The 14644-nt window shown below is 56.8% G+C and carries 6 protein-coding genes; 3 read left to right on the forward strand and 3 right to left on the reverse strand.

The genetic code is table 11. The annotated features are described in order from the left end of the window. Positions 1 to 15: 15 nt before the first annotated feature. From CHB83_RS03520 to CHB83_RS03530, 3 genes are all read right to left on the reverse strand, one after another. Complete coding sequence (locus CHB83_RS03520) at positions 16 to 3180, reverse strand: SusC/RagA family TonB-linked outer membrane protein (RefSeq protein WP_089331668.1); 3165 nt, start codon at positions 3178 to 3180, stop codon at positions 16 to 18. A gap of 482 nt (positions 3181 to 3662) precedes the next feature. Next, a complete protein-coding gene (locus CHB83_RS03525; protein WP_089331669.1) occupies positions 3663 to 6449 on the reverse strand; it encodes a substrate-binding domain-containing protein in 2787 nt (928 codons plus the stop codon). Between the two features lie 119 nt (positions 6450 to 6568). Further along, positions 6569 to 7423: a DNA/RNA non-specific endonuclease gene (locus CHB83_RS03530; RefSeq protein ID WP_089331670.1), complete on the reverse strand. Its 855-nt coding sequence runs from the start codon at positions 7421 to 7423 to the stop codon at positions 6569 to 6571. Positions 7424 to 7671: 248 nt separating this feature from the next. Between CHB83_RS03530 and CHB83_RS03535 the strand changes: the two genes are divergently transcribed. From CHB83_RS03535 to CHB83_RS03545, 3 genes are all read left to right on the forward strand, one after another. Beyond that, positions 7672 to 9321, forward strand: coding sequence for a carboxylesterase/lipase family protein (locus tag CHB83_RS03535; protein ID WP_045686985.1), 1650 nt, complete (start codon positions 7672 to 7674; stop codon positions 9319 to 9321). Positions 9322 to 9889: 568 nt separating this feature from the next. Then, entirely contained in the window at positions 9890 to 12100 is a 2211-nt protein-coding gene (locus tag CHB83_RS03540) for a right-handed parallel beta-helix repeat-containing protein (RefSeq protein ID WP_089331671.1), read from the forward strand. A gap of 420 nt (positions 12101 to 12520) precedes the next feature. Continuing rightward, positions 12521 to 14458: an SBBP repeat-containing protein gene (locus tag CHB83_RS03545; protein WP_089331672.1), complete on the forward strand. Its 1938-nt coding sequence runs from the start codon at positions 12521 to 12523 to the stop codon at positions 14456 to 14458. The last annotated feature ends 186 nt before the right edge of the window (positions 14459 to 14644 follow it).

The following is a 14644-nucleotide window of genomic DNA, read 5'->3' on the forward strand; positions in this document are numbered from 1 at the left end:
AGTGCTAGCGGGTGGTTAGAAGGATACGTTGAGGCCGGTGCTGAAAATCCGAGGAATGGGGTACTGGTAGTTGGTCACCTCGGGGTCCGGACCGGTGTATTCTTTACTCTTGATAGTGAACAGGTTCTGCCCTTGCACATACAAGCGCACCCCTTTTAGCCGCACCTTGCTCACCACGTCGGCGGGCAGTGAATAGCCTAGCTGCAGGTTGCGCAGCTTTAAGTAAGAAGCGTTTTCAACGAAGTAAGTAGACGCGCGGCCCTCGTTGTTGCTGTTGATGAGCGTAGCGGCCGGAATGCTGGAGCCGGTGTTGGTGGGCGTCCAGGCATCGAGCAGGCGCTGACCCCAGTTTTCCCCCGAAGCCAAGGACGAGAAGTCGGTTCGGAATTTTGCGTTGTTGTAGGCGTAGAGGCCCTGCACCCCTTGTAAGAAGATCTGCAAATCGAACCCCTTGAAGGCCGCGCCCAGGTTGAGGCCGTAGTTGAAGTCTGGTACGCCCTCTGTAATCCAGGTTTGGTCGAAGTTGTCCACCTTGCCGTCGCCATTCAGGTCTTTATAGCGGATGCGGCCGGGGGCGGCGCCTACCTGGGTAGGGCCTTGGCTTACTTCGGCCGTGGTTTGGTAAAGCCCATCGGCCACGTACCCATACACCGCATTGATGGAGTGCCCCAAGCGAGTTACGTCCTGGCCGTTGCCGCCGTAAGCATTAATCACCTCCGCCGGCAGGTAGGTGAGCGTATTGCGGTAGGTAGAAAGGTTGCCCGTGATGTTGTAGGTCAGCCCATTCGCAAGCTCGTTCTGGTAATTGAGCAGGAACTCCCATCCTTTATTTTCAATGGAGGCCCCGTTGACAAACTGGTCGCCGCCCTCGCCTACTACGGCCAGATACGGCAGGTTCACGAGGATATCTTCGCTCTTCTTCACGAAGTAGTCTACCGAGCCCGACACCTTATTTTGCAGGAAGCCGAAGTCAACCCCCACGTTAGTTTGGGTGGTGGTTTCCCACTTCAGGTTGGGGTTGGCCCGCTGCACGCGGCGGTAGCCCGAGGGCAGGTTGGTGTCGTTGCCGTAGATGTCGTAGGCTGTGCCGTGGTCGTAGTCGAAGTTGGGGTCCAGGGTGCCCAGCAAAGACTGGTAGAGGCCGCGGGCCGCGAAGTTGGCAATATCCTGGTTGCCGGTTTGCCCCCAGCCGGCGCGCAGCTTCAAGTCGGAAAGGAAGCCCACGTTGTCTTTCAGGAAGCCTTCCTCACTTAAGCGCCAGCCCACCGACAGAGCCGGAAATACCCCAAACTGGTTGTCGGTACCGAAGCGGGAGGAACCGTCGCGGCGTACCGTTACGGAGCCCAGGTACTTGTCGGCAAAGGAGTAGTTTACTTTGCCGAAGTAGGACGCCAAGCGGTAAGCCGTGCCGGAGCCGCCGTTGTCCTTGTTGGCCGAGCCCGCATCGAGGTAGGTGTAGTTGGGGTCTTCGCTGGCGAAGTTGGTGCGCGAGGCATAGGTGCTTTCGGCGTAGTAGCTGATGCGCTCCGTGCCAGCCAGGAAATCAAGCTGGTGCTTGCCGCCGAGGGAGAGGTTGTAGTTCAGCGTGTTCTGCCACACCCAGTTGCCGAAGAAGCTTTCGTTGTCCGTCACCCGGTTGTTGGCCTCCGACAGGAAGCCCGCGGTGTAGGTTTTGTAGATCTGGCGGTACTTGTAGAGGCTATAGTCGATGCCGAAGCTGGAGCGCAGGTGCAGACCCTTCAGGATTTCAGCGTCGGCAAACACGTTACCAAATACCCGTCCCGTATTCGAGCGGTTCTGCTTGTTGTCGGTGAGCAGGCGCAGCGGATTGTCCCGGTCGCTCATGCCAGCTACTGGCCCGCCCCAGCCTAACCCGTCTGCGGTGCGCACGGGTACAATAGAAGGCAGCTGGCTGGTCCGGTCGCGCACGTTGAAAATGTCTACTTCCGCCCGCTGCGACTTCACAATGGTCAAGTTTTCTCCCACCTTCACCTTGCCTTCCAGAAAGTTGTAGTCGGAGTTGAGGCGGGCCGTGTACCGGTTGAAGCCCGTGTACTTCAGGGTACCGCTGTTGTCGTAGTAGTTCACCGAAAACAAGGCCCCGCCCCGCTCACTGCCACTGCTCACGCTTAGGTCGTAGCTCTGAATGAGGGCATTCTGCTGCGTTTCCTTAAACCAGTCGGTGTCGGCGGAGCGCTGGGTTTTATTGGCGTCGATAAACTCCGGCACGACCACCTGGTCTAGCACCGGCCGGCCATCGGGCCCCGTGTGCGACTGGAAGGTGTAGTACGGCAAGCTGGGCGTCGAGCCGTCATTGGTAGCGGCCTGCCAGTACACCCGGCCGTAGTCCTGGGTGTTGAGCATCTTAATGTGCGGACCCGGCTTCTGCACCGTGAAGAAGGTAGAGAAGTTTACCTGCGTGGCGCCCTTCTTGGCCTTCTTCGTGGTGATGATGATAACGCCATTGCCCGCCCGCGAACCGTAAATGCTGGCCGCCGAGGCATCCTTCAGCACCTGAATCGACTCGATGTCGTTCTGGTTGATCTGGTTGATGCCTTCCTTGGTGGGAATGCCGTCAATAACGTAGAGCGGGTCATTGTTGCCCAGCGTACCGATGCCGCGGATGCGCACCGAAGCAGCACTGCCCGGCGCCCCATCCGTTGTGACCTGCACGCCCGGCACGCGGCCCTGCAGGTTACGGGTTACGTCGTTGGAGGCCATGCTCTTAATTTCGTCGGTTTTCACCACGGCCACGGCCCCGGTCAAATCGGCCTTGCGCTGGGTCTGGTAGCCGGTTACTACTACTTCATCCAGGGCGGCCGCGTCGGGGGTCAGCGTCACGGAAAAGGTGGTCCGACCACTCACGGCCGCCTCCTGGCTTTTATAGCCGATAAAGGAAAAGAGCAGGGTGGTAGCGTTGTCGGGCACCGACAGGGTAAACTCGCCATCGGGACCGGTAGAGGTGCCCAGGGCCGTGCCCTTCACTACTACCGTTACGCCGGGCATGCCAGCGCCTTTTTCATCCAGCACGCGCCCACTCACGGGCACATCAACGGCGAAAGAAGCGGCAAAATGGGAGGCGCTGTTTGCGGCAGCGGTGGCTGGCAACGTGGCCGCCAGCGGTGCAGCAGTAAGCAGCGTAAGGCCGAGAGCCCGCCGCAGGGGTACAGGGTGTTTCATGTGGGAATTGGAAAGGAATGGGAGGTACCGAGATGGGCCGAACCGGAGAAGTTGGCCGCCGAAAAACGCTTGGTTTCTGGGTAGCACTCTCTGTCACCAGCTAAGTGCTACGCTGTATTCGACTGCTGCCGGAAGCTCTGCTGGCCTGTTAGAAGGCCCGAACAACCCGCCGCTTTGGGGAGCGGCCAGCCCAATACTTGACCCAAATGTCAGCCGCTAGCAAGGCAAGGGCTTGCTCGATTCACTCAAACTCTTTCACAATTTGCTCAACCACGTTCATCAATTACAAATCACTCACACACAATTATTTATACTTAAATCACAACTTGTATTTAGGCATATAGTATCACTTTTGATACTTGATTTCAAAAATTGATACATCTTTTCAACCCGCAATTGGCACCAAAACGAAAGCGCCAGCTTCGGCCCCGCTGCACAGGAAACCCGAAGCTGGCGCCAAGGCCGCGCAACGTACTGAGCGCCTACCCCGCCGTGGTGTGCATGGCCCGGAACTCGGAGGGCGACACTTGGTAGCGGGCTTTGAAAGAGGTAGAGAAATACGAGGGCGAGGAGAAGCCTAACTGGTAGGCCACCTCTGCAATCGTCAGGTCGTCGTCGAGCAGAAGCTGGCGGGCTTTCGTGAGGCGGATACCCTGGATAAAGTCGGTAACGCCGGTGCCCAGTACGGCCTTCACCTTGCGGTAGAGCTGCACCCGCGAAATGCCCATGCTACGGGCCACGTCCTCCACGCTCAAGTCCGAACGGGTCAGGTTGGCTTCCACAATAGCCGTGAGGTCGGCCAGGAATTTTTGGTCTACCCGCTGGGGCGCTACCGTAGCCGTATCTACCGATAGTTCCCGGCGGAAATGCTCGCGCTGCTTCTCGCGGTTGCTGAGCAAGGTGCGCACGCTTTCCAGCAGAAAAGCGGGGTTAAAGGGTTTGGTCAGGTACAAGTCGGCACCAGCCTGCACGCCTTCTACCTGCTGCTCGGGGGCGTTGCGGGCCGTGAGCAAGATTACCGGAATGTGGGAAGTGCGCCAGTCGCCCTTGAGCTGGGCTACCACTTCCAAGCCGCTTAGCTCGGGCAGCATCACGTCGCACACAATCACGTCAGGAATGGTTTCGGCGGCCAGGCGCAGGCCCGTTGCTCCGTCGAAGGCAGTTGTAAGTTGAAAATGAGGCTGGAGCTTCTGGGCCAGGAAGGCATTGACGTCGGGGTTGTCCTCAATCACCAGCACCAGGGCTTCACTACTTGCGCTGCTCACCACCTGGGGCAATGGGGCAGCCACGGCCGACGACATGGCCAGGCCCTCATCGAGGGCAAAGATGGGGGTAGCCAGGGTAGGCGCCACCACCGATTTCATGGCCGCCGGTAGCACCAGCGGCAACGTCACCACAAACGTACTTCCCTGCCCCGGCCGGCTGGTAAAGCTGAGTTGGCCTAAGTGTAGGCGCGTGAGCCCCAGGGCGAGAGCGAGACCCATGCCCGAGCCCTTGGCCGTGGACTGCTGGCCTTGGTAAAACCACTCGAAGATGTGGGCGCGGTCTTGCTCTGATATGCCGCGGCCCGTGTCTTCCACGCTCACGCGCACGTTGCCTTCGGCCGGTACTCGCTGGATGCTTACCGTTATCTGTCCGCGCTCGGGCGTGAACTTCAGGGCGTTGCTGAGCAGGTTGAAGAACACTTTATCCAGCACGTTCACATCAAACCAGAGCGGAATAACTGGCTCGGCCGGCAGAAAGCGTAGGGTAATGCCACGCTGACGGGCAGGCTTCTCGAACACATCCATGATTTCCCGCACGAAAGCCACCAAATTGCCTTCCGTGGCACGCACCGGCATCTTACCCACATCAATCTTGCGGAAATCCATGAGTTGGTTGACCAGTTGCAGCAGGCGCTGGGCGTTGCGCCGCACAAGGCTTAGGTCGTGGCGTTGGGCGGCGGGTAGCTCGGGGCCGCTGGTTAGCATTTCTTCTACCGGCCCTAGAATAAGCGTAAGCGGAGTACGCAGCTCGTGGGAGAAGTTGGTGAAGAAGCGCAGCTTGGCTTCGGTTTCTACCTTAGCGCGCTCTGCAAACTCTTGTAACTGATTGCGTTGAGAGCGTATTTCTTCATTTTGCTGCCCAAGCTGCTGGTTGATGCGGCGGTTGGCCCGGAAGGCTCGCCACACCAGCAAGCCCAGGAGGGCCGACCCCACCAGGGCTGCCGCTAACACGTACAGCACGGTTTGCTGGCTGGCGTAGGTATCGCGCTGCTGCTGCAAGAGGCGCTGCTGGCGCTGAATATCCTGCTGCTGGCTGGTGAGCTTCTCGGTTTGCAGCTTCATCGTCAGCACGTTGGTAGAATCAATAACCATCGTACCCAGGATATTCTCCTTGTCGTAGGGCTGCTGGCGCAAGACGCGCATGGCCGTCCGAATGGCTTCCTCCCCACCCGGCGAGTAGAGCAGTGTAGCCTTCAGGATGTCATCTTGCACCAGTTGAATTCCCCCGTGTGCTCCCGGTAGCCCATCTACTCCTACTATACGAATGCGCTGATCTAGCTGTAGCTGCTTGCATACTTGGTAGGCACCCAGCGCCAACCGGTCGTTATGGGCAAAGATGAGGTCTACCTCCGGGTGGGCACGCAGGACAGCCGGCAGCCGCTCGAGCACCGAAGGACGCTCCCAATTGCTGTTCACCTGGGCCGTGAGCTGAATGCCGGGGTAAGTAGCCAGGGTTTGCGCAAAGCCCCGGTGCCGGTCGACGGCAGGAGAGGTGCCCGGCGCGCCCAGCACTTCCAGAACCTGCCCCCGTCGTCCCAGCAAGCTAGCTACGTAGTTGCCCGCTATCTGCCCCACTTCCTCGTTGTTGCCGCCCACGTAGGCCGTATACAGCTTGGAAGTGATTCGCCGGTCGAGGATAACCACCGGAATGCCCCGGTTGTACACCTCTTCCACAATGGGAGTTATGGGCTCCGTTTCGTTGGCCGAAACAATCAGCAGGTCAATCCCTTCGCGAAGAAACTCCTTGATTTGCTGCTCCTGCAAGGCACTGTTGTACTTCGCATCCTTGATCTGAAACTTGACCTCGGGGTAGAAGCTCAGCTCTTTCTTCATGCCAGCCAGCATGGCCTGCCGCCAGGCGTCGCCATTGGTGCACTGCGAGAAGCCGATGGTATAGGTGGGCGGCTCCGGCGAACGGGAACAGCTACCCACGGCCAGCAGCCCGCCCAGCACCCAGATGGCGCGTACCAACAGCACAGAGTAGGCAGTAGATAGGAGACGCATTGCACCGAAGGTAGCAAGAAATAGGAACACCCAACGGCGCTCTATTTCTGGCAAACCTAGCGGCTGGCGGCGGCTATTCTTTGCTAAACCTAGGTAAGCTGAAGGGTAAGGCCAGCACCTTATGATACTGGTCCTTCGTCGATGCGGCTCTCCAGTACCTGCTGCACTGCGGCTGGCACGGCCGATAGCACATCGTAGCCGGTAGCCGCTTCAATAGCATCCACGGTGGTTCGGTACTGGCCCCAGTTGGTACCCAGGGAGGTGTCGTTGGGCGTATCAACGGCAATGACGCGGGTGCTGGTGGTTACGCGCGAAGCGTCGTTGTCACCAACCGGCAGAATGACAACTACTTTCCAGCACCGGGCCGGCACGGTCACGCGGCCCTGGTCGATGGTGGTTTTGAAGCCGTTGGAGCCAGTTCCGCCCTTGCCGTAGCTTCCGCAGATGACATATACTTCTTGGCCTTTGCTAAGGAAGGTGCGGGTATAGTCCTCCAGGTTGGCCCAGGTTTGCTGGTTGTTGCGCGGCGCCTGGGGCATCATATTAGTCATTAAGAAGGTAGCCGAGTTGTCGGCTGCCGTCTTGGTACGGTCGGCGGAGGGGCAGTTATGGCCCCGGTCGAACCCCGAGCCGGTGTAGCTGCTGGCCTGTACTTGGTACCACCCTGCGGGGAGGGAGGGGTCGGGCGTGAAGTTGTCTTGGCGGGTGGCAGAGCCGCGCCAACTGGCGTCCAAGTGCCAGCTTACCCAGTTGGGCTTGCCTTGGTCGCGGTGGTAGCTAAGAGCGTACTGGCGCTTGCTGAGCAGGTAATTAGTGGGTTGTTTGCTATCGGTGATGGCCCCGCTGGGATTACCTAGGGTGAGATGCTCGGGAAGGTTGGCAGTGGGTGTGGGGTCGGAGGAAGAACAGGCGCTTACGCCTGCCAGGGCAACAAGGCTAGCCCAGCGGCTCCATTCCTTCAAAAGTGCGTTCATGCCACGAAAGTATTAAACCAGGTTCATATGGAACTCGCTGCACCTAGGTACGAAACCCAGCCTAGGACAGACGATTCGCTACCCTGATTGAACTCCGACCCGAAAAACTGGTTGGAAAAGCCACGAGTACTCGGTAACTCGCTGTCCGTCTTTGAGCGGGGCAGCATCCTTTTTGACGCTCTACGTAAGCTCCGCTACCCGCTGCTACTCCCTTTCTCCAACCAGTTTTTCCCCTCCACCCTCCCGCTATGAAATTGCTTCTCTGTCTTTCCCTGCTTGCAACGCCCACCCTACCGGCCGCGCTTGCCCAAACCTCAAAGGTTACTACCGCTGTCAAGATGTCCAGCAACCAGGTAAAAACCACGAATGGCCTGCTGGAGGGCACTACCACCGCTACTGGCATCCGCTCGTTTAAGGGTGTGCCCTTCGCCACTCCGCCCGTAGGTGAGTTGCGCTGGCAAGCCCCTCAGCCGGCAAAGAACTGGACCGGAGTGCGGCAGGCTAAGCAGTTTGGCCCCCGGGCCATGCAGCTCCCCGTGTTTGGCGACATGAACTTTCGCTCCAATGGAGTTAGCGAAGATTGCTTGTATCTAAACGTGTGGACACCCGCCAAAACCAGCCAAGAGCGACTACCGGTACTCGTTTACTTCTACGGTGGCGGCTTTATTGCCGGCGACGGCTCGGAGCCGCGCTACGATGGGGAGAGCATGGCCCGCCGCGGCATTGTGGCCGTAACTGTCAACTACCGCCTCGGGGTTTTCGGATTCATGGCTCATCCAGAGCTTACCAAGGAGTCGCCCAACCACGCCGCTGGCAACTACGGTTTCCTAGACCAGAGCGCCGCCCTGCGCTGGGTACAACAAAACATTGCCGCTTTCGGCGGCGACCCGCAGCAAGTCACTATTGCGGGAGAGTCGGCGGGATCTATGTCGGTGAGTGCCCAAATGGCTTCCCCCCTATCCAAAGGACTATTTGCACAGGCTATTGGGGAAAGTGGCTCCATGCTCAACACTGGCTTCGGACCAGTGCCCCTCACCGATGGCGAGCAAGCTGGGGTAGCTTTTGCTAAGAGCCTTGGGGTTACCTCCCTAGCCGCTTTGCGGGCCTTACCGGCCCAACAGTTGCTGGAGGCGGCTGGCAAACCAGGAGTACCTCGCTTCGCCCCTACCCTCGATAATTACTTTTTCACCCAGATGCCCACGGCTACCTTTGCCGCTGGTCAGCAGGCGCGCGTGCCATTGCTGGTGGGCTGGAATTCGCAGGAGATGGGGTACCAGGCGCTGCTAGGCGCCGAAGCGCCTACTCCCGAAAGCTTCCGTAACGCCGTACAAAAACTCTACGGTAGCCGGGCCGAGGAAATACTCAAGCTATACCCCGCTACCACGCCCGCGCAAGCCGAGCAATCGGCGACCGACTTGGCCGGCGACCGGTTTATTGCCTATAGCACTTGGAAGTGGGCCGATGCGCACACGCAAACCAGCGCTCAACCCGTGTATCGCTATATCTACGCCCGGCCCCGGCCAGCAATGGTGCCCGAAATGGGAAATGCTACCACGGGCTTGGCTGGTGGCGTAGTAAAGCAAGCTACCACGGCTCCGAAAGCCCCGCCCGCCCGCGGCGCCGTACACTCAGCCGAAATAGAATATGCCTTAGGCAATTTACCTGGCAATAAGGTTTTTGCTTGGACTCCTGATGACTATAAGGTGTCGCAAACTATGCAAACTTACTTTGCCAATTTCATCAAAACCGGAAACCCTAACGGCAAGGGCTTACCTACTTGGCCCGCTGCTTCCGCTACCAACAGTGGCCCGCTCATGCACATCGACGTAACCACCCGATCGGAGCCGGAAGTCAACCGTGCGCGCTACCTGTTTCTCGATCAGCAAGCCGCCAAGTAGTAATTCACGTTTCTTCCTCAACGCCAACGGCGGTACCAGCTACTTGTAATCAGGTAGCTGGTACCGCCGTTGGCGTTGAGGGCACTTGCACAACAGAAGTGCACTAGCTGGGTATATGAGCCAAGTTACTGTACCGAGGTACCTATAGTTATCCTGCTGTCAGAATGAGAAGCAAAATTATGGCTGTCACCGGGCTGATTTGAGCTTAATGACTCATGTAAGTCTCTTCTTGACTAGCAATTAGTTACATAAATACAAAAAGTCATATATACTATTCATGTCTAGTAACGCTGTTTTGCTTGTTAGACGCTTGGTAACTCACTATACTTTTTGCCCGCACCACTATACTCGCTTGCGCCTGATTTGCGCTGTAGACAGCATATAGCGTCAAAGCAAGGCCTACAGCCTGGTGCGATGAACAAATAGGCACAGATGAGAGCTGAGTATTCAGCTGTTAGGCTTAAGTGCAAAAACCGGTCATAGTGACTGATCTAATTTTGTTATACAATTTTTATAAAATTTATCATTTAATATTATAATTTAGCCGAATGATTCTTGAAACAGTACTATGAATAAGCACTTACTCTTTTCTTCGCTACTACTGCTCATAGGGTTGTCTCACGCTGCCAGAGCCACAACATACTATGTTAGCCCAACCGGCAACGATGCGAATCTGGGTACTGCACCAGCTACTGCGTGGCGAAGCATTGACCACGTTAACAGCGTGGTATTTCGCCCTGGGGACAAGATATTGTTCGAGGCCACGCAAACCTTTGCAGGTACGCTTAAACCGCAGGGCAGCGGCACTGCTACACTGCCAATCATCTTTAGCTCCTATGGCCCCACATCTGCTATTATAAACAGTGGTGTGGAGCCTGGCTTTATAGCCTACAATACCGATGGTATAGAGCTACGACGACTAACGTTTGTAGGCGCTGGCCGGACCGTTAACGCGGAAAATGGTGTTCTATTCTACCGCGACGCTGGCAATGCTAGCAGCCCTCAGTTCAGTCATATTACACTTGACAGCCTGGATGTTAGCGGCTATCAGCAGTACGGCATCACCATCGGCAGCCACAACACCAGTGTTGATTTCTGGGGTGAGGCCTACGGCTATGATGACGTACGCATTACCAATACGCTTGTGCACGACAACGGCGACACGGGAATCTTCTCTTATGGGGCAACGCTCCACGCTAACCGTAACTGGTATGTAGCCAATTGCAAATCGTATAACAACTCCGGCAGAACTGACATCACGGACCGAAACACGGGTAGCGGCATTGTACTAGCGAATATTGATAAAGGGCTTGTTACCCACTGCGAAACCTACAACAACGGCCGGCTAAGCTCGCACATATACACCGGTCCGGCGGGTATGTGGGCCTATAGCTGCAACAACTTAGTCGTAGAGTATTCCGAGTCGCACCACAACCATTCAGGCACGCTGGACGGTGGCGGGTTTGATTTGGACGGTGGGTGCACAAACTCTGTATTGCAGTACAACTACTCGCACGACAACGACGGCCCTGGCTTCATGCTGGCTCAGTTTGATGGGGCGCCTGTTACGCTGCAGGATGTAGCTATCCGTTACAACGTCAGTGAGAACGATGCCCGGCGTTATGGGGGAGCCATTCTGCTATGGTCGTCGGGGGCTAGCGGCGGCATTAACCGAGCTAACGTGCACAACAACACCATTTACGTTACGCCAACCGCCAGTGGCTACGTTCCGCAAGCAGTTTACCTTGCCAGTCCGCACATGCACTCCACGGCTGTTCGCAACAATATTTTCCAGACCACTGGGGGCGTACCATTCCTGCTCGATTATGGCCGAAGCAGCGTGTTATTTCAAGGCAATTGCTATTGGAACACCGGAGCCAACGCCTCGTGGAAGCAGGGCGGCGCTACACACTACAGCCTTAATGCATGGCGTAACGCTACTGGCGCCGAAAGGGTTGGCACTACCAACAGCGGCTTGGAAGTAGACCCGCTCCTGAACGCGCCTGGTAGCGGTGGCACCAACCCCATGACTCTGGGTAAGTCAATGAGCGCCTGGATGCCCTACCAATTGCAAGCCAACTCCCCCCTCATCGGGGCCGGGCTGGATTTGCAAACCTTATTTGACATGTCATTAGGCGCCCACGACCTGTATAACTTACCCACCCCAACGGCAGGTACGGCAGGTAACATTGGTGCCAACGAGCGACGGGCCGTTAGCCCGCTGCCCGTAGAGCTGGTCAAATTTACCGCTGAGAACAAGGAGAACCTCGTTTCTCTAGGCTGGACTACCGCCATGGAAGTAGGCAGTGCTTTTTTCGAAGTTCAGCGCTCCACTGATGGCAGAACGTTTACCTCAGTGGCAAACGTTGCGGCGGCTGGCACCAGCACTAGTACCCGGCTATACACGTGGAACGATCCGCAGCTTATTGAACAAGTCACGTACTACCGCCTGCGTCAGGTAGACGTAGATGGCACTTCCCACCATAGTTCCGTGGCCGTTGTCTCGCCACGCCTAACTGGCCGCCAGGAACTGAGCGTATTCCCAAATCCTATTGCTAAAGGCGAAGCTCTATCGGTAAACATGGCCGCATTCACCGGACGAGCCGTGCGGGTAAGCATCACGAGCCTAACGGGACAAGTGGCTTTTGCAAAGCAGTTTGCTGGGCAGCCTACCTCTGCTGTGTTGCTACAACTACCCGCTTCCGTAGCTCCTGGCACGTACCTACTATCTGTAAGCGACGGGCAAAAGCGGGAGTACACTCGCTTAGTAATCGAGTAATGCGGGGCTGCACGAGTGCATACTAGGCACCGCGTAGTATGCATTCGGCCAACACGTATACACACGGTCCTAGGGCACCTACTCTTGAGTAGATGCCCTAGGACCGTAGCTTTTTTTAACGCTACCCCATGCACTTTTCATAACTGGCGCTGCTAGTTACTTGAGTGCATAAGGTGGGCCTAGTGCACTCTTTTTTCTTTAGTGAGGCTACCTTCATCTATCTTCCGCATCTGATTTCTATACTGGTTCTATGCTGGCAGTATTTCTGATGCTTTATCCTTAGTCTATAGCCTTCAAAGTGCCGGCTGGCGGAGCAGGTTGGTCATGATTATGTCCAGAATAGCTTTACTGCTGAATGCGCCTTTACATAACACAACACCTGCCTAATAATTATATATTTACGCAGCTTCATTATTTTCTATGCAGATTTCTACTCGTGTTGTGCAGTGGCTTACACTGGCCCTGATGGTATGCTACTCTTCCTCAAGCGTTCAGGCACAGAGCCCAGTTGCTCCTACCTGGGGCTGGGCGCAACAGGCTACTGGCACCGGTACCGCTTGGCCTTACGATATGGTAGTGGACAAGCTAGGCAACTCATACGTAGTAGGCTCTTTTTATAGCACTCTAACTCTCAGCCCTACTTTACAGCTGTCTACTTCGGCTTTCAACGATTCGGACGGTTTCCTAGTCAAGTTTACCTCAACGGGTGCGGTAGCCTGGGCCCGTCAGCTAGGCTCTGCCGCGGGCTTTGATGCGGCCAACGGGGTAGCCCTCGATGCGGATGGCAATGTATATGTAACTGGCGCTTTCTCGGGTCAGTTGGCCTTGGGTGGTATCAGTCTTACTACCCCCCGGCAGGCTACCTACCTAGCCAAATACGATCCGCAAGGGGTGGCGCAGTGGGCCCAGCAGAGCGTTGGCCCCAACATCGGAGACTCCGCCACTGGCCACGATGTGGAAGTGGACGCGGCCGGCAACATTTACATTACCGGCACGGTAGGATGGGGCAGCGTGTCCTTCGGTGGGAGTAGCATCAGCCCAGCCCCTGGGTCGGCGTACGCTCACTTTGTGGTGAAGTACAACAGGAGCGGCACCGTGCAGTGGGCTCGGGTAGACGGTTCGACTATGGCGAATCAGAGCTACCCTTCTTACTTGGCGCTTGGGCCTGCGGGAGAGGTATATATGAGTTGCAGCGTGCAGCAAGCTCCTCTATTTGCTAATATTTCCTATCCCAGCCGCGGCGGCATAGATGCCTACGTAGTAAAATACGATGAGCTAGGTAATCGGCAGTGGGTGCAGCAGCTAGGAGGCCCCGGCAACGATGAAGTGCGGCTTGGCGCTGTGGACGCGCAAGGAAGCCTGTATCTGCCTCTGAGCTTTTCAGACCAAGCCGGGGTTGGCACAACGGTCCTATCCTCGGCAGGCTCTTCTGATCAGGCGCTTATTAAGCTTAACAGCCAAGGCGCCCCGCTGTGGACGCGTACCGTGGGGGGCCGCAACTATGACATTGCCCAGCAAGCCGCTCTCGACGCATTTGGCAATGTGTATCTACTAGGCTGGTTTATGGACCAAGTAACACCTGCCCCCGGACTAAGCTTCAGCAGCGCCGGGCATTACGATGCCCTGTTGCTCAGCTACACGTCGCAAGGTACGCTCCGCTGGGGCACCGCCTCCGGTGGTCTCAACCCGGACGATTTTGTGCGGATGGGCTTTAGTCAGACGGGGGAGGCGCGGGTAGCGGGTCGTTTTTCTACTACCTTGCCACTGGGCAGCACCACTCTTATAGGCTCTACCACCACGTCAAACTGGTTTGTAGCCTCCTTAACAGATAACTTACCTACGCTAGCCAGCATTGCCGCGCTGGTGCCCAGCAGCGGAGCCCCAGGGCAAGAGGTAACCGTAAGCGGTACCGGATTTGTGGGAGTTACGCAGGTACTGTTCAACGGCAGCCCGGCGGCCCGTTTCGCGGTGCAGTCGGCTACCCAGTTGAGAGCAACGGTTCCACAGGGCGCTACTGCCGGACCGGTTCAGGTTCAGACCCTAGCAGGTACTACAGCTTCAGTCACTCTTTTTCAACCTAGCGTCCTGACCAGCATAACACCCACCGAAACAGCTACGGTGCTGGCTTGGCCGAATCCGGTTGCGCCCGGTCAGGTACTGCAAGTGCAGCTTCCGATGGCAGCATCCGGCGCCCGTGTGGAGGTGCGTAACCTGTTGGGGCAAGTAGTGCGGCAGAAGCCATTCGACGGGCGCAACACTACTCTATCTCTGCAAAGCCTGCCTCCAGGTGTGTATCAACTTACGGTGCAGCGCCCTAGTCAGCCAGCACTTCAGCAGCGGATAGTTCTTGGTAACTAATTTTACCTAAACCGTCCGGCACACGCTGCACGCACAAGCAGGATTCGTTATTTAGCCATAACCAGCACAAACTAACGTCCATAGCTCCGTGCTCTACCAGCCGCTGGATTATACTTTCGCAGCTCTTAGTCTGTTCCGTAAAACGTGAGCAAGAGCTGTATGGCGTAACCATATACCGGTCATCAG

Origin of the sequence: Hymenobacter mucosus (assembly GCF_900188255.1) — a bacterium.
GTDB classification, from domain to species: domain Bacteria; phylum Bacteroidota; class Bacteroidia; order Cytophagales; family Hymenobacteraceae; genus Hymenobacter; species Hymenobacter mucosus.